At 46.0% G+C, this 16,607-nt stretch carries 16 protein-coding genes and 2 pseudogenes; 6 read left to right on the top strand and 12 right to left on the bottom strand.

Annotated features, from left to right (window positions below):
* The 7 genes and pseudogenes from RIG66_RS00225 to RIG66_RS00195 all read right to left on the bottom strand — a co-directional run.
* Positions 1-225 (bottom strand): annotated as a pseudogene (locus tag RIG66_RS00225) (transposase); the annotation flags it as partial.
* Between the two features lie 97 nt (positions 226-322).
* Positions 323-430, bottom strand: a pseudogene (locus RIG66_RS00220) (IS607 family transposase); the annotation flags it as partial.
* Between the two features lie 60 nt (positions 431-490).
* Complete coding sequence (locus tag RIG66_RS00215) at positions 491-1,159, bottom strand: HAS-barrel domain-containing protein (protein ID WP_446374085.1); 669 nt, start codon at positions 1,157-1,159, stop codon at positions 491-493.
* 148 nt (positions 1,160-1,307) lie between these two features.
* Entirely contained in the window at positions 1,308-1,493 is a 186-nt protein-coding gene (locus RIG66_RS00210; protein WP_446374083.1) for an NAD(P)H dehydrogenase subunit NdhS, read from the bottom strand.
* Positions 1,494-1,832: 339 nt separating this feature from the next.
* On the bottom strand, positions 1,833-3,092 hold the full coding sequence (gene rodA, locus RIG66_RS00205; RefSeq protein ID WP_446374081.1) for a rod shape-determining protein RodA: 1,260 nt from the start codon (positions 3,090-3,092) through the stop codon (positions 1,833-1,835).
* Positions 3,093-3,293: 201 nt separating this feature from the next.
* Complete coding sequence (locus RIG66_RS00200) at positions 3,294-4,361, bottom strand: Mrp/NBP35 family ATP-binding protein (RefSeq protein ID WP_446374079.1); 1,068 nt, start codon at positions 4,359-4,361, stop codon at positions 3,294-3,296.
* Positions 4,362-4,535: 174 nt separating this feature from the next.
* Positions 4,536-5,018 carry an SRPBCC family protein gene (locus RIG66_RS00195; RefSeq protein ID WP_446349601.1) on the bottom strand — a complete coding sequence of 161 codons (483 nt, stop codon included), beginning with the start codon at positions 5,016-5,018 and terminating at the stop codon, positions 4,536-4,538.
* Between the two features lie 309 nt (positions 5,019-5,327).
* On the opposite strand from RIG66_RS00195, the gene hemF reads away from it, so the two are divergent.
* Both hemF and RIG66_RS00185 read left to right on the top strand, forming a co-directional pair.
* The gene (gene hemF / locus RIG66_RS00190; protein WP_446374077.1) at positions 5,328-6,362 is read left to right on the top strand and encodes an oxygen-dependent coproporphyrinogen oxidase; all 1,035 of its coding nucleotides are present in this window, start codon (positions 5,328-5,330) and stop codon (positions 6,360-6,362) included.
* A 581-nt stretch (positions 6,363-6,943) separates the two neighbouring features.
* Entirely contained in the window at positions 6,944-7,312 is a 369-nt protein-coding gene (locus RIG66_RS00185; protein WP_006101536.1) for an STAS domain-containing protein, read from the top strand.
* 95 nt (positions 7,313-7,407) lie between these two features.
* Here the strand turns inward: RIG66_RS00185 and RIG66_RS00180 are convergent, their stop codons facing one another.
* Positions 7,408-8,022 carry a CpcT/CpeT family chromophore lyase gene (locus RIG66_RS00180; RefSeq protein WP_446374075.1) on the bottom strand — a complete coding sequence of 205 codons (615 nt, stop codon included), beginning with the start codon at positions 8,020-8,022 and terminating at the stop codon, positions 7,408-7,410.
* Positions 8,023-8,200: 178 nt separating this feature from the next.
* On the opposite strand from RIG66_RS00180, the gene psb29 reads away from it, so the two are divergent.
* The gene (psb29, locus tag RIG66_RS00175; RefSeq protein WP_446374073.1) at positions 8,201-8,929 is read left to right on the top strand and encodes a photosystem II biogenesis protein Psp29; all 729 of its coding nucleotides are present in this window, start codon (positions 8,201-8,203) and stop codon (positions 8,927-8,929) included.
* A 72-nt stretch (positions 8,930-9,001) separates the two neighbouring features.
* On the opposite strand, the gene trxA is transcribed toward psb29, so the two are convergent.
* Positions 9,002-9,319: a thioredoxin gene (trxA, locus tag RIG66_RS00170; protein ID WP_446374071.1), complete on the bottom strand. Its 318-nt coding sequence runs from the start codon at positions 9,317-9,319 to the stop codon at positions 9,002-9,004.
* 89 nt (positions 9,320-9,408) lie between these two features.
* Between trxA and fabG the strand changes: the two genes are divergently transcribed.
* Complete coding sequence (fabG, locus tag RIG66_RS00165; RefSeq protein WP_446374069.1) at positions 9,409-10,170, top strand: 3-oxoacyl-[acyl-carrier-protein] reductase; 762 nt, start codon at positions 9,409-9,411, stop codon at positions 10,168-10,170.
* Between the two features lie 269 nt (positions 10,171-10,439).
* Here fabG and RIG66_RS00160 read toward each other — a convergent pair whose 3' ends face one another.
* Positions 10,440-11,747 carry a glycosyltransferase family 4 protein gene (locus tag RIG66_RS00160; protein ID WP_446374067.1) on the bottom strand — a complete coding sequence of 436 codons (1,308 nt, stop codon included), beginning with the start codon at positions 11,745-11,747 and terminating at the stop codon, positions 10,440-10,442.
* 610 nt (positions 11,748-12,357) lie between these two features.
* On the opposite strand from RIG66_RS00160, the gene RIG66_RS00155 reads away from it, so the two are divergent.
* Entirely contained in the window at positions 12,358-14,655 is a 2,298-nt protein-coding gene (locus RIG66_RS00155; RefSeq protein ID WP_446374065.1) for a GumC family protein, read from the top strand.
* Positions 14,656-15,026: 371 nt separating this feature from the next.
* On the opposite strand, the gene RIG66_RS00150 is transcribed toward RIG66_RS00155, so the two are convergent.
* Positions 15,027-15,710 (bottom strand): Crp/Fnr family transcriptional regulator, encoded by a 684-nt coding sequence (locus RIG66_RS00150; RefSeq protein WP_446374063.1) that lies wholly within the window; start codon positions 15,708-15,710, stop codon positions 15,027-15,029.
* A gap of 32 nt (positions 15,711-15,742) precedes the next feature.
* A complete protein-coding gene (locus RIG66_RS00145; RefSeq protein WP_446374061.1) occupies positions 15,743-16,339 on the bottom strand; it encodes an SH3 domain-containing protein in 597 nt (198 codons plus the stop codon).
* Between the two features lie 87 nt (positions 16,340-16,426).
* Between RIG66_RS00145 and RIG66_RS00140 the strand changes: the two genes are divergently transcribed.
* Complete coding sequence (locus RIG66_RS00140) at positions 16,427-16,588, top strand: hypothetical protein (RefSeq protein ID WP_446374059.1); 162 nt, start codon at positions 16,427-16,429, stop codon at positions 16,586-16,588.
* Positions 16,589-16,607: the final 19 nt, after the last annotated feature.

Here is a 16,607-nt window from a genome sequence, read left to right as displayed (position 1 = left end):
TGGATGCTTTTTAAATTCAGAGTTCGCGGCGAAAAAGGATCTCCAGTTCCGATCTAATCCTCTTAAAACTTGCTGCGATACTTTCGCGGGTAAGGCTTTGTATTGTTCGGTCTCTTTCATCAAGGAAGCCATCTGATTATACGTCAAATACCCATGACCATAAATCCAGTTTTGACGGATGAGATAATTGGCTGAGTTGTAAAGATTTTTAGACTGCCAAGACAAGCGATTTATCGACCTCCAAAGACGATGCCCTTTTTTGATTATATGTCTTTGGGCTAGTAGCATTATTGTCCGTGAGATTTTAACTCGGCTATAATCTTATCGTACCAGACGGCAATTGATGACCGATCAAGTTTCCTTGTTTCCACCACCTCCAGGCAGTTCGATAACTGATTCCTACTTTTTTGGCATAGTCTGAGAGTTTCATGTCTATATATTACCCAACATGACTACATCTGACTATATTCTTATTGAAACTTTACAATACTTACCAATGCAGTTGACTCAAAATATATCGCAAACGGTCATAATCATCCTTGAGTAAAACACTTAAGGTTCGCCCTGCTTGAACTAACCAGTCGCGATCGCCCTTACGGATTTGATAGATTTCTCGGATCGCTGCCGCTGTTAGCGCTTCCACTGGCGCTCCAGTCACTAAGAGAAGAGTTCGTAAAAAATCCAACTGTTCACTAAAGTAAATAATCTCGTCTGGTTGACATTGATAGACAGCTTGATGAATTTGCGGCGGACGAGGAGGTAAATATTGATAGGCTCGTCCTCTAGAGGGTTGGTCACCATTATGTCCCTCACTAGGCGGTATAAACCCAACAATCGCTGCCCGAAACTCCGTTTTCAGCATGGCAAAAATTTGCGGTTGTTGCTCTCGCAATTCTGCCAGTGACAATCCCAACGCGACAGCCCGGTGAACTGAATCAATTGGGCTAGTTGTGGCATAGTAAACGACTGCCATAACCTGATTTCCCGATTCTTCATCAACGGATTTGACCCAACTGCCAAAAGGTGGCATAACAGGAAAACTCAAGTCTTCTGGCTCTAGGCATTGTGCCAGAAATTCTGTAGTTGCCGTTTCTATTACTTCCGCAATGTGATTATCAGGCCGTTCTCCAGCCGTAAACTGGGGTAAAGGAAGACGCATAGTTTAGTCCTTTGTCATTCGTCCTTTGTCCTTTGTCCTTTGTTGTGTTTTTTTGTTTTGTAGGGTGCGTTAGCGAAGCGTAACGCACCTTTTTTAACAAGCATCTATTCTTGTTCACGAATCATTGATCAAACATCACAGCTTCTTCTTACTTCTTCCCTTTAGGTTTGACCTCTTCGAGTTCCGATAAATTGAATGTGACAATTTTATCCCAGTTACCACCTTCAAACAGTACACCGGCTTTTCCATCACCAATGCGCTGGACTATCCCTTCAAATTTATAGTAAGTATCATCGCCGTTAATGACGCGCACAATTGAACCAGGAAAAATCATCGATGTTTACCCCTAAATCTCTATCTCTTAAGCTTACTATAATGTGCTGCCGGCTCATTTAGCTAATTTGTCCTCAAACCTTACCCAGCCATACCCTATATATTGGTCAAGGTGCGTTACGCTACGCTCTCCCCACGATGGCGGCGTGGCACACCTTAATTGGTGGATTAGCATTGTAGGGGCGCAAGGCTTGCGCCCGGTTTAACCCTGAGCGAAGTCGAAGGGTTAAACGTCAAATCTATTCTACAATTTTAGCTGTGTCAGTCCACTACATATAGAGCATTTGCCAAAGTCCTATCCTTACATAAGGACAAATGACCAATAACCAATGACGAATAACTAAAACTTCAATCGGTGTCGGTGATTGGCAACCGATTCCACTAATCCAATCGCTAAAAAATTTGCCAGTAATGCCGATCGCCCATAACTTAACAACGGTAGTGGAATCCCGGTAATGGGGGCTAAACCAATATTCATGCCGATGTTGATCACCGTTTGAAACACAATCATCGATAGGACACCAATTGCCAATAGTGAGCCAAAGTTATCCTTAGCATTTTGGGCAATAATCACTAACCGTAAACACAATAGCCAAAAGGTAAATAGGACGAACAAGCAGCCAATAAATCCGAGTTCTTCACCAATGGCAGAAAAGATAAAGTCGGTGTGCTGTTCCGGAATAAAGTGGAGTTGGGTTTGCGTCCCCTGATGCAGTCCTCTTCCCGTGAGTTGACCTGCGCCAATGGCAATTCGAGACTGAATCAAGTGATATCCTCCGCCTAAGGGATCTTTATCCGGATCTAAGAAAAGAAGCAATCGGTCTTTTTGATAATCTTGAAGCAATCCCCACAACAAGTTTCCTAATCCCCCCGAAATCACATTGGCAACCAATGCTCCAATCCCACCAAAGAAGGACCACGGTAAAGTCCGCCAACCAATCAGCATCATCGCTCCTACCCAGACAAACCATCCGGGCAAAAATACATTGAACATGATCGCGGAAACGATGGGAGACACGAATAAAATTAACCATCCGGGATTAGCATTTCCCCAATAGAGCATTCCCATCGTAATCGCCCCAAACACCAATGAAGTTCCCAAGTTTGGCTCTAAAAATACAAATAGCCACGGAACTGCCGCAATCGCTAAGACGCGAAATACCGCATTTAATGTTGAAGCCGGTTGCCAGTGGATAATCGCGGCGAGGGTGATAATCAAGCCAATTTTGGCAAATTCCGACGGTTGAACGTGAAAACCTAGGATATTCAGCCACCGTTGTGCGCCATTTGCCGTCGTCCCCATAATCATCACCGCAAACAACGCCATATTAGTGGCTGCATAAATCATCCAATGCCATTGGAGTAGGATTTCGTAGCGCGATCGCGCGATGAGTAGACACAGCGTTAAACCAATACCCCCAATGATCCAGTGCCACCACCAATCGGTTAGCCCCTCATTTATTTCGGCGCTGCGAATCATTACCCCACCGAGGAAGGTGAGACTTATGGTAACAAATAATAGCTGCCAGTCTAGTTCCTGCCATCGGCTCAGGAACATAAGCCAGCGCATTTGGGTACGGGACAATGACTTTTGGAACATAATCGTTGGGGAATGCGATTGACGTTTTTAGCAATTAGCGCTCTGAAGATGCCCTGTTCAGGAATTTTTCCAAACTATTTTGGATAATCCCTGATCAAATCCTAGGCTAGTTGAAAATAAGGATGGATAGGGAAGAATGCATTATATTCTAACCCTATAATTCCTTTTTCCCCTTCTTCTCTTACTGTTTCTAATCAGCATTTAATGACGGCTTAGGGCAGCAACAGACACTTTTGCCGCAATCGCCTTGGCGATCGCGATCAGCGCTTGAGCTGATGCCGATTCCGGTTCAGCCACGACAATGGGTAAGCCGCGATCGCCCCCTTGCCGCAGGTTAATTTCTAGGGGAATACATCCCAGCAAAGGTATGTCTAATTCCTGAGCGGTTTTTTCACCGCCACCCGACCCAAACAGATCATACTGGCGATCAGGCAGATCCGGTGGAATAAAATAACTCATGTTTTCAACAATGCCCAATACCGGAACCCCCAATTGCTGGAACATCTTCAAACCGCGCCGGGAATCCAAGAGAGCTACATTTTGCGGCGTTGTCACAATGATCGCCCCAGCCATAGGTACAGCTTGGGCTAAGGTCAACTGAGCATCCCCGGTTCCCGGCGGCATATCCACAATCAAATAATCCAATTCTCCCCAATTCACCTGGTACAGAAACTGGCGAATAATACCATTTAACATCGGTCCCCGCCAAATCACTGGCTGATCGGGATCAATCAGAAATGCCATCGACACCAATTTAATGCCATGGTTAAAAGCGGGTTCAAGTACCTCTCCTTGAGGACTCTGTTGCACCATCACCTTGGCATCGGCTAATCCCAGCATCGCGGCGGTATTCGGTCCATAAATATCGGCATCAATCAGACCCACCTTTGCTCCCGTCTGAGCGAGGGCAACTGCCACATTCACCGCCACGGTACTTTTGCCCACACCGCCCTTCCCACTGGAAATCGCGACTAGATTTTTCACGCCATCAATCCCTTGGCGATCGGGTAACGATTGCTGCTGCGGTGTCTCTGCTGTCACATCCACCACAACCTCTTCCACATCCGGAAGCTGCTTCACCGCCTTTTGGCAATCCTCCACAATAAACTCTCGCAACGGACAGGCAGGTGTAGTTAACACCAGCGTAAAGCTAACCGTCCCGCCGTCGATTTTCACGTTGCGGATCATATTCAATTCCACCAAACTCTTTTGGAGTTCAGGGTCTTGCACGGGGCGTAGTACGTCTAAAACTGAATGGGTATCAACCATAATCAGGACAAGTTCCTAGGGTGACAATGTGCTGGGACAAACATCTTCATCAATCTTAATAGGTTACGGCTGATTGCTCATTCGTCATTCGTCATTCGTCATTTGTTTGCTTCCCATCACTGTTAGTTAACCCCATCACCCTATCACCCCATCACTCCATCACCCCAGCTTCCTCTAAACAACCACTCCCTGTTCTGCCGCTTGAGCTAATTCAGCCGCGACACGGGCAGCATAGGGGCGAATAAACCACCATAGTAAGGGAGATAGCCATCCCCGCATTGTCACCGAAAAGGATACATACGTCCCGCACAAGCCTGACTCCACCCGATATGTCACTCGATTTTCCACCCCCGGAATTGCCAGCATCCGGACGCTAATTAATTCACCCGGCAATACCCGTTCGACAAACACTCGCACCGGAATGGGAATCAGGCGCGTTACCACCTGGTAAATCAAGCCAGGTTTCGGGATTAAGCCTCTTGGTGCATTTGTACTACAGAGCAAAGGATTCCAAGAGACATCTGCCAAATTGATTAATTTTTGCCACAGAACATCCACCGGAGCATTACTGAGGGCGCGATAAGTCCGAAAGAGGGAAAATTTGCACCAAAGCCCCTCTTGACCTGCGATTAGCTTAAAGGAAAAATTTAGAATCACAACACGCCTCCTATCGCGACGCTTCAGCATTGTTTATCTTACATTCGGCAAGACACTGTATTGCTAAGTACCTGGATATAAATTCTGTCGGCTGTCCTAAGAAATGTTAACTAGCCTCAAATCCTTGCTGTTCCCTATTGCCCGTTCCCTTTTCCCTTTTCCCCACCGCCCGACTTTAATGAAAGTCCGACTACTTAGCAATTAGTTGGCATAGTTGACACCATAAACCTTTAAAATAGACCCTGGAACCCTTAAAATGCCTAACCATAGCCTTCAGGTTTAGGTAATACTGTATTTACTATTGAAATTATGACCGCAGCTCAGACACCGACCACAAATCCTAATCGTTCCTTACCTGCCACTGACTCTAGGGATAGAGTGAAGCAGTTCATGCAACAGATCCAAGACACTATTTGTGACTCCTTGGCAGAACTTGATGGTGCGGGTCAGTTCCAGGAAGATTCTTGGCAGCGGGAAGAAGGAGGCGGGGGTCGTTCTCGTGTAATCCGGGATGGCGCTGTCTTTGAACAAGGGGGTGTTAATTTTTCTGAAGTATGGGGAACTCAACTTCCGCCCTCGATTTTAACCCAACGTCCAGAAGCCGCAGGTCATGGCTTCTATGCCACGGGTACATCTATGGTGCTACATCCGCGCAGTCCTTATATTCCCACGGTTCACTTAAATTATCGTTACTTTGAGGCGGGACCGGTTTGGTGGTTTGGTGGAGGAGCCGATTTAACGCCATACTACCCCTTTGCCGAAGATGCGGCTCATTTCCATAAAACCCTAAAAACCGCTTGTGACAATCATCACTCCGAGTACTATCCCGTATTCAAGCGCTGGTGTGATGAATATTTCTATCTCAAACACCGTCAAGAAACACGAGGCGTTGGCGGACTGTTTTTTGACTATCAAGACGGAACCGGGGAATTGTATAAAGGACCCCACCCAGAAAAAGCAGCAGCCCTCTACAGCAAGGAACTGGGGGCGGTAGAACCCCGAACCTGGGAACAACTGTTTGCCTGGGTGCAGGAGTGCGGTCATTCGTTTTTACTAGCTTATGTGCCAATTGTCGAGCGGCGGCGAGATATGAACTATGGCGATCGCGAACGCAATTTCCAGCTTTATCGCCGGGGTCGGTATGTCGAGTTTAACTTGGTGTATGACCGAGGAACGATCTTTGGCTTGCAAACGAACGGACGTACCGAATCGATTCTCATGTCTCTCCCTCCCTTAGTTCGTTGGGAATACGGCTACCAACCCGAACCGAATACACCAGAGGCTGAACTGTACGAAACGTTCCTCAAACCTCAAGATTGGACAAACTGGACTCCTTCAACCTAAGCCGAATGGTAGTGACGTACTCCTACAGTCAATCATTGATAGTCATCTTTACCAAAATTTGGCACAAAAATAGCGTTCACTTTGTCTTGACCTAACTTGGGAGTATGTACAATACAGAAGAGATTGCTAACGCAAAAACCACCATGGCAATCTTTCTAGGGTGAGTTACACCCGATGTTAAGCCTGTGGACTAGTTGACCCTTCGACTTGCCTCGACTTCGCTCGGTACAAGTCGCTCAGGTTCAACACCGAATTTCGACAGGCTCAATTGCCACGTAGCGCTCGCTGAAGTCTGAGCGCTCGCCGAACGTCCGAAGTCTGAGGTGTTGAGTGCCATCACTGCTAGGATGAAGCAGGAACCGTAGGAGCTTGGTAACCAAGCCCGTACTCCCAAGGATATCCAGTTTTGGGGAACTTTGGGTAAGTCTTCTGTAATGGATAAGTAGCGTAGGTAGCCCGATTAAGTTACTTGTTGAAACAACAATTCACCCAACGCCTAAGTAACGGAATTGATACCCAAACCCTGTATGGCTCCTCTTGTGATGTCAAGGGGAGCTACTGCTGCTCAAGGAGGTCTTTATATGATTCATATTGATCAAAAAACACACACGACGAAAGATGGTACAACAGTTATTGTTTTGGCACCAATTGGACGCCTGGACATTACCACAGCTTGGCAATTTCGCCTGAAATTACAAGAATGCATTTCCAAACTCAGCCGCCATGTGGTGGTTAATCTCAGTCAGGTTAACTTCATTGACAGTTCTGGTTTAACCTCTCTAGTCGCGGGTATGCGCGATGCGGATAAGGTCAAAGGTAGCTTTCGCATCTGTAATGTCCATCCCGAAGCCAAACTGGTGTTTGAAGTGACGATGATGGATTCCGTGTTTGAAATTTTTGAAACGGAGCAAGAAGCTTTGGAAGGTGTACCCCGAAGTATGGCAACCTGAGGCAAGGGATTCATACCCAAGTTTTGATGTAGGTCGTTCACTCCCAAACAACCTGTACAGGAGAACAGTCCCGATCAAGTCAGCAACTTGACCGATTATAGTGGCAGTTCCCTAGCGAAGTCTTGGCGTTTGGTAAATCGAAATGGACCGAGTAAGGCTCCCCAAGTGGCTTTTCCGGTACTAGGGTCGATGCCTTTATCGTAGCTGCGAAATTCATCGGCTGTTACTTCAAAGCCAAGAGAGACTTGATAGTTATTGCCCTGATAACTAAAGCGACAAGGGCGATCGCTGGCTGAAGTGGTCGTAAATTCATAATTATTCAAACCAATTTGCTGCATCTGCACGTTCAGACGGCAATCGGGTAAACCTATAATATCGTCGCGGGTAAGCTGCTGCAACAATTCGGGGTGGCAACCTGCACCGCGAACGGCGTCTGGGTTTTTGATCTGATAATACTGTACCTGTAACCCCGTCGAGGATTGGTCACTTTGACACAGCCGCAGAATCCGTTGACGGTAGGGGCGATCGAGGTTAGTAATCGGTGCTTGTTCGGCAAAGAGGGTGAGGCTATCGTCGCTAAATAAAGGAATGGGTCTTTGCCAGAGGTGTAAGTGAACATACCAGACGGGTTCAGCCAACGCCTGTTGTTGGTTGTCAAATTGACCAGCCATATAGCTTGCCAGGGTAATCAGTTCTGGCGGTAGAGTCATGAGTCGAGGATTAACATAAACAGACTAAATTGAGTTAGATCAAGCCAAGAAACATTATACTAATTGGGCTGGTGGAAATAAACTGGTAAGATGGAAGGAATGACTCGATTGAGACTCTATCCCCTAGGGTGAAACTCAAGCGAGACAATGGTAAAAAATATCCTTTATATTTTGCTCTGTGAGTAACGTTCGCACCGTCTCGGATACGAAACGAGATTTTTATAACTATCACACCCGTCCAATTAACTCGATTTACCGACGGGTGGTAGAAGAATTGATGGTCGAGATGCATTTGCTGGCGGTCAATGTGGATTTTAAGTATGATCCCATCTATGTCTTAGGTGTGGTCGCCTCCTTTAACCGCTTCATGCAAGGCTATCGACCGGAACGGGATAAAGAATCCATTTTTAACGCCCTTTGTCAGGCGGTGGGAGGTAATCCGCAACAGTATCAGGATGATGCTGAAAAACTGAAAGCCGCAGTCGGGCGTTTATCGGGGCAAGAACTGGTTGACTGGTTTAGTTCACCAACACCTTTAGAGGGTGCTGAGGATATTCATACCACGGTTGCCGCGATCGCAGATAATCCTAAGTTTAAATACTCTCGTCTGTTTGCCATTGGCTTGTATACCCTTCTGGAACAGGCAGAACCGGAGCTAGTTCAAGACGCGAAAAAGTCGATGGAAATGCTCCAGCAAATCGGTCAAACTTTGCATCTTCCCCAAGAGAAATTACAGAAAGACTTGGAGTTGTATCGCAGCAACCTGGAAAAAATGGCTCAAGCCCAGATTGTCCTTGAAGACGCGATTAAAGCCGATCGCAAAAAACGAGAACAACGGGAACAGGAGAAAAAGAATAAAGCCACGACTCCGCCCAGTGATTCCCCAGAATCGACGACAGCATCCTGAAGTTGATCAAGGGATATTGATACCAAGTTCCGCCTGGGTAGAGACGTTCCGGCGGAACGTCTCTGTGGTTGTTTAAAGTAAAGGTTTTAGTCGTTCCATAAGTTGCTTGTCGGAGACAACCCCCTCAATCCGTTCCACCGCTTTGCCATCCTTAAAGAGTATCAGGGTGGGCAGGGCTTCAATATGATGCTCAGAGGCAATCTGGGGGTATTTGTCTGTATCAATTTTGACCACTTGTAGCTTACCTTTGAGCTGAACACCAACTTGCTCTAGGGTCGGTGCTATCATCTGACATGGACCACACCAGGTCGCGTAAAAATCGACCAATACGGGTACATCCGATCCAGAGAGGAGTTCCTGAAAACTGGCAAACTGTTTTTTAACTGCCATAACAAAACATCACGGTTATTAGTTGTTTGGCTCGATTCTAGTGCAAAATGCTAAGAGCTGACTTCAGCGAATAGATAGAGGTATTGTTTATGGAAGCATCACAGACATCTACCCAACTCCGCGATCGCGTGGCGATTGTCACTGGGGCGTCACGGGGAATTGGTCGCGCTGTGGCATTGGCATTAGCCGCAGAGGGCGCGAAGGTGGTGGTTAACTACGCCAGTTCCAGTGGCGCGGCTGACGAAGTTGTCGCCAAAATTACCGAAGCCGGAGGAGATGCGATCGCACTTCAAGCAGATGTCTCGAAACTGGAAGAGGTTGAGACTCTCGTCAAGGAAACCAAAGACAAATTTGGTCGCTTAGACGTACTGGTGAATAATGCTGGGATTACCCGCGACACCCTCTTGATGCGGATGAAACCCGACGATTGGCAGGCGGTGATTGACCTGAATCTGACAGGTGTCTTTTTCTGCACGCGGGCAGCCAGTAAAATCATGCTCAAGCAAAAATCGGGTCGAATTATTAATATTGCCTCCGTTGCCGGACAAATGGGCAATCCAGGTCAGGCAAATTATAGTGCAGCCAAAGCCGGAGTGATTGGATTTACCAAAACCGTGGCGAAGGAAGTCGCGCCTCGCGGGATTACCGTGAATGCTGTGGCACCCGGATTTATTGAAACCGATATGACCAAAGATATTAAATCTGAGGATATCATCAAATATATTCCCCTAGGTCGCTATGGCAAGCCAGAGGAAATTGCAGGCATGGTGAGGTTTTTAGCTGCTGATCCAGCCGCTGCTTATATTACCGGGCAGGTGTTCAACGTCGATGGTGGTATGGTTATGGCGTGAGCGGCTATAGGTTCCTAGAAGGGCGGGTTCAGTTCAGTGATCAGTTAGTGCCAAAACATTATTGGTATAGCGCTACGCGCCAGGCAATGGGCAATAGGCAACACCTCGGCTTACCTCGGTAACACGCTCGGTGTGTAATAGGCTTTCTTTGAAGAAAAACGCTTACCTGACAAGGGATTGAGCGATTTGAATTTTTCTTTTATGTTCTAATCTTAGTGCGTAGTGCTATAAAACCCGCCCCTACAGTTTTGCTCCCCCGGTTTGGCTGATTATTTCCACCGAATGCTGGAATACTGAACGGAAACTTCTGATGATTCCCAACCCTTAAATACAGATTGATGCAATAACTTTGAGTATTCTTGTGCAATCAAATCAGGGGTAAAATTGGATTGTAAAAAACGACGACCGGCTTCACCCATACGCTTAACTAATGGTTCATCCGTAGACAAGCATCGAATAAACTCTGCCAAACCCGCTGCATCGCCGTTACTGAACGCTGCACCGCATTGCGCCTCAGTCACAATCCCTTGTAAATAAGACTGGGGTTCACAAATCGCGGCGATTGGACGCCCTGCGGCTAGGGCGGCGTAAAGTTTGCTGGGGGCGACTAAGCCTTCCATCCCTGGACTGATACTGACTAACGATAAGTCTCCTGCGGTGAGTGAATAGGGTAGGTTTTGTTTATCTTGATAGGGTAAAAAGCGGCAATTTGTTAAGCCAAGCTGATGAATTTGGGCTTCAAAGGCTTCGCGTTTAGCGCCATTGCCAATAAAAACAAATAGAATTGGATCATCTTGTAACAATTTAGCGGTTTCTAGAATAGTCTCCATATCATGACAGCGACCCATGTTTCCGGAATAAAGTACGGTAAACCGATCAACTAGATTAAAGTTTTGGGCAAACCAGTTATCCTGTTTAGCAATTGGTACAATCCAATTGGCATCTGCCCAATTATGAATAACAGTAATTTTATTCTTAAGTTGGGGACATTTGCCAACGACTCGATTCTTCATCGAAGGACTCAAAACAATAATTTGTTGGGCTTGTTTCCATATATGGCAGTTCACTGTATTCCAAAGTCGAACTAACCAGTGGCGATGGGGCACAACGTTAAGTTCGACAGCAACATCTGGATATAAATCGTAGACTAAACAAACATAGGGGAGTCCAAATAACTTTTTGGCTAAGTATCCGAGAATGGGTAAAAAAGGAGGAGCAGTAGTTAACAGCAGTATGTCTCCATGACTACTGGTTTTAAGTAAATGAAGTCCAGCCCGCAGACAAAAGAGTAGCCCATTGAGGGCTTTGCCGCGAATACGCTTCGACCAAATCCGAGTCGCTCGCGATCGCTGAATTATCAGTCGCTGGAAATACTCCCTCGCTGGTGCTGACTGGCTGTGAAATGCATAACCAGGTTGTCCAGTAAACACTCGCACCAACAAACCTTGTTTTCCCAATTCAACAGCAAGTTCTTCAATAAGCTGTCCGGTTGCGGCATAATCAGGGGGATAAAACTGAGTCACAATCGACAATCGCAGGGGTTTACTATGCCGTGGGAGAGTCTCATTATTGCTCATGTTACTGTGTTACTGACTGGGGATCTCAGACGGATATCGGACTACGCTCGAATTTACACATTCATTTGCCTATATCCGGATTTTATTGGATCTAAAGATTAAAAATTAATTCCAGGCTAATTGCTGATAATAATTAAAAGCTATTTATAATGATTTTAATTGTTATCAGCATAAATTTCAATTTTATCACTTAGCATCAATTTCGTTGAGATCAAAGTTAGTCACTAGTCGTTAATCTCAACTAGGTAATCGTGGTCATTGGAGCATAAACACATTTTGACGCAAATTGCGAGTCGTCTCGGATAGATTTCAGATATTCGTCTGCATCGGCTTCCCCATCTACCGCAGCCATAGACGAGGTGAATCAGCTAAAAGTGCCTGCACCCTGACCCTTGTAAGGATTGTCCTGATTGAGCGCACCAGCGCTGTATCTGTAAGTATTCATCATGACCAGCGTACACCAGAACATCTAAAAAAGTTATTCTCCTCCTGTCGTCAGGAGTTCTCCCTGCTTTTTTAAATTATCGTGTATCCCAACTTCCTCTGGAACAAGGGATCTAACCGCTAACTTTTAGCCTCAGTGTTAGAAACGCCAACGTTTAACTGAATTATGGGTTTAAATGGAGAGTATCAGTCGTTAGTATCCAATCGTAATGGACAACGACCATCACAATTGTCTCCTCTGCCCCTGCATGGGTTTGCTGAGACAGAAGACGACAAGCTGGACTTGCGTCAGATTCTCGCGATCGCGCGGCGGCGGGCGTTGGTTATCGCTGGAGTGGCGATCACTGTCACTTCGGCAATTGTCACGAAAGTCTTGCAGCAGACGCCCAACTACGAAGGTAAGTTTCAGTTATTGGTGGGGTCCGTTTCCGGTGAAGATCAGTTAGAGCAGATTAGTGAATCCCTGAATCAAGGGGGTGGGAGTCAAGGCAACAGTTTAGACTACGAAACCCAGATTCAGGTGCTGTGGAGTCCTCAAGTGATGGCTCCGATTGTGGAACAAATTCAGTCTCGCTATCCAGAATTGGACTATAATACGCTTCGCAGCAAACTGGCGATTTATCGGCTGCAACAAACGAAAATTTTAGAAATACGTTACCAAGATTCTGACCCGGAAAAGATCCAGTTTATTCTAGAACAAGTTGCCCAAGGGTACATGAACTACTCGCTCTCTGAACAGCAGACGAGTACGCGACAGGGGATTGAGTTTGTCGAAGAGCAACTGCCGAAACTTCAAGGGCGGGTGGATACTCTCCAGCAAAAACTACAGCGATTTCGCCAAGAGTATAATCTGGTTGATCCGGATAGTCAGGGTCAAGTATTGACCAGTCGAGTTAGCACCATTGTCCAAGAACGTCAAGATACCCAAACTAAACTGGATGAAGCCCGCACCCTGGCGGTGCAACTTCAAAGTCAGTTAGGAGAATTAGGACTATCTCCCAAACAAGCGATCGCGGCTTCCGCCCTATCAGAAGCCCCCCGTTATCAGCAGTTGTTGAATCAGTTAACGGAGATTGAAAGTCAAATTGCTAGTGAATCGGCGCGGTTTACCGAACAGAGTCCCACGATTCAGGCGCTACGAGAGAAGCAACAAAATTTACTTCCTCTGCTGAGTCAGGAAGCCGGAACTGTTTTGGGGGCAAATGCTAGTGCTGTACCGGAAAATCCGGCATCTCTGGCGTCGCCTAGTTCCCTGCGTTTGACACTGACTCAACAGCTTGTAGAGACGACAAACCAAATTAATATGCTAGAAGTGCGGGCAGGTGCGATCGCTAAAGCCGAACGGTTGATGAGTCAGCAGCTTAAGAATTTGGCAGTGGTTGCCCGTCAGTATACGGATTTACAGCGAGAGTTGAAAGTCGCCACCGAGAGTTTGAACCGATTTTTGGCAGTGCGAGAGACGCTACAAATTGAAGCTGCCCAAAAGACATTACCTTGGCAGTTAATTGCCGAACCTCAACAACCCCAAACACCAACTTCTCCCAATGTACCTCGTGGTTTAGTCTTAGGGGCAGTGGCTGGATTACTGGCAGGTGCAGGGGCGGGGTTTGTTGCCGAAAAGTTGGATAAGGTGTTTCACTCGGCTGAGGAATTGAAGGAAGGTACAGGGTTAGCGGTTTTGGGAACGATTCCCTTTCACAAACCCTTGAAGAAACAAAATAAACTGACGAAAACAGCCAATAAATCAAAAACTCCGTTGTTGGCATCTTCTATAAGTCAACCTGCTTATCGCTATCATACTTCTCCATTTTTGGAAGCATTTCGTTCGCTTCAGACTAATTTTCAGTTTATTAGTCCCGATGAACCCATTCGTTCAGTAGTAATTAGTTCAGCGGTTCCTGCTGATGGCAAATCCACTATAGCGACGTTTATGGCACAAGCCGCTGCTGCGATGGGACAACGGGTATTATTGGTGGATGCCGATTTGCGACGTCCGCAGCTCCATGTGAGGACGGATTTACCGAATGTGTGGGGATTGAGTCATGTTATTTCCAGTGACATTAATGTGAAAGATGTAATTCAGCCATCACCATTGGAGGAGAATTTGTTTGTGTTAACTGCTGGGCAAATTCCGCCTGATCCGACTCGACTCCTCTGTTCTCAAAAGATGCAGCATTTAGTTGAGTCATTTGAAGAAATGTTTGATTTAGTTATTTTTGATACACCACCGATGTTAGGTTTAGCTGATGCGCGGTTATTGGCGGCGCATACCGATGGAATTGTTATGGTGGTGGGATTAGGAAGAACGGATCGAACAGTATTTATGCAGGTGTTATCTGGATTGAAAACCTCTCATGCCCGAGTCTTGGGAGTGGTGGCGAATGGGGTTAAGAATTACACCACGAGTTCTTATGATTATTATCATCGCTATTATGAGAAGATGCCCCAAGAAACGACGGTGTAGAATAGGTTAGGATCGTCATTTGTCATTTGTAAGGTGAAATATTTCTTAGTGTGTAGGAGAGACAAGAGAAATTGTAGGAGAAATTGTAGGGGCGGGTTTAGCCACTCAGTCAGATTATCTGACCATTAGCCTCTCAACAAAACCCGCCCTTCCCCAGTGTGGCAGTACTTTTATTTAATACAAATTAAAACTCTCCTACTGGCGTGACACACCTAAAATGGTGGGATAGATTTTACCATTGAATCGGGCGCACGCCATGCGCCCCTACGGTTTCCGGGCGTAATTCTAATTCATCAAATAAGGTGTGCCATGCCACTACGAATTAATTTGATAACTTCTGTTTTTATAGGCGTAAAAAAATGTGGGCGTGGCTATCGTTCCGATAAAATCCGTAATCCTTCTGGATTTAATATCCGAATTTTTGAACCCTGAATTGAAATCAATCCTTCCTGACTTAACTTGGCAAATACCCGTGATAAAGTTTCAGGAATCGTTCCTAATAAAGAGGCTAACTGAGTCTTGGTAATATCTAATTCTACGTGATTGGGATGCTCAGACCGTGCGTTTAAATAGAGCAAATAAGCCGCCAACCGTCCGGGTACTTCTTTTAAGGATAAATCTTCAATTAACCGGGCAAAGCGGCGCAAATGCCGCGCAAAAACGGCTAACATATTAATCGCTATCTTTGGCTGTTGCTCCAACAATTCTAAGAAAGCATCGCGCCCAAAAAATAGCAATTCGGTTTTCTCTAATGCTGTAGCCGATGCGGGAAAGCATTCGCCATCAAAAGCGGGGACTTCGGCAAAATGTTCTCCCACCCCAAAAAATTCTAATATTTGTTCTTTCCCCTCTGCCGATAGCTTAAATACTTTTACTCGACCGGATTTCACGACAAAGAATCCGCTACCGTCCTCCCCTTCAACAAAAATCACCTCACCTTTATGATACGATTTAGCGATCGCAATGGTCGCGATCGCGTCTAACTGCTTATCCGGTAAACCTCGCCAGAGTTTGGTGTTGGCGAGAAAGTCACGCTGTTGAGAGGGTTGACTCACGGTGCAAAATGTGTTATGTAGCTGAAAACGGTTTACTGATAACAGTAGCCCAGATTTGCCGAACTAACATAGCCGTCTATTGGTCTTTCAATCGGCACCCAACCATTGTTTCCCTCGTTGGCGATATAAACTGTCCGATTTTTTTCTAGCGTACCAATTACTTCGCCATTCGGTTGCGATCGCACTGATAGATTTGGTGAAACCACCTGACGACAGTTATCACCGGGTACAGTGGAAACCTGCTCATTTCCGGGGGTAGTTGGCGGTGTTTGACCGGTGGGTTGGGATGGAGGTACTGCGCCCGTACAATATTCTAGATATCTCGCCGCAACATAACCATCCATCGGGGCGTCAATCTGTACCCATCCATCCTCAGGTTCCCCAATAATATTAACGGTTTGTGCATCTTCCAAAGCCCCAACAACCCGTCCATTCGGCTGTTGTCGTATATTCAGCATTGTATTAACATCAACCTCTCGGCAATCGTTCATTTGGGCAATCTTATAGTCATCAGAACGCTGTACAGATGGCGGTTGATTCGCACTAGCAACTTTTGGGAAAATGGTCAGTGCCAATGAATAGATGGTTGTAAATCCTAGGAGTTGCCACGTTTTTTTCGGATAGTTCATTAGATCTACTTTATCCTTTAATACTTCTATATACCCCCTAATTTTCTATAAACTTGAAGTAATCTCATCTATCTAAAGTAGAATATAATGATGAATGATCCGGTTGATCTTGACGAGTTCAAGCAACAAGTGGCAGAAATCGAAGCGTTAGTCACAGATAAAGGCATTTGGAACGATATCACAACGGTTTTTGTATTCGGTCTTAAGAATTCATTCAAGGGAACAGCAACAGGAAATATGATGAATTAGCCTCGTAGGGGCGCAAGGC

The sequence above is a fragment of the Coleofasciculus sp. E2-BRE-01 genome (assembly GCF_040221695.1).
GTDB lineage: Bacteria > Cyanobacteriota > Cyanobacteriia > Cyanobacteriales > Coleofasciculaceae > Coleofasciculus.
The sequence above is the reverse complement of the archived record's forward strand: the minus strand, read 5'-3'. Positions and strand labels throughout refer to the sequence as shown.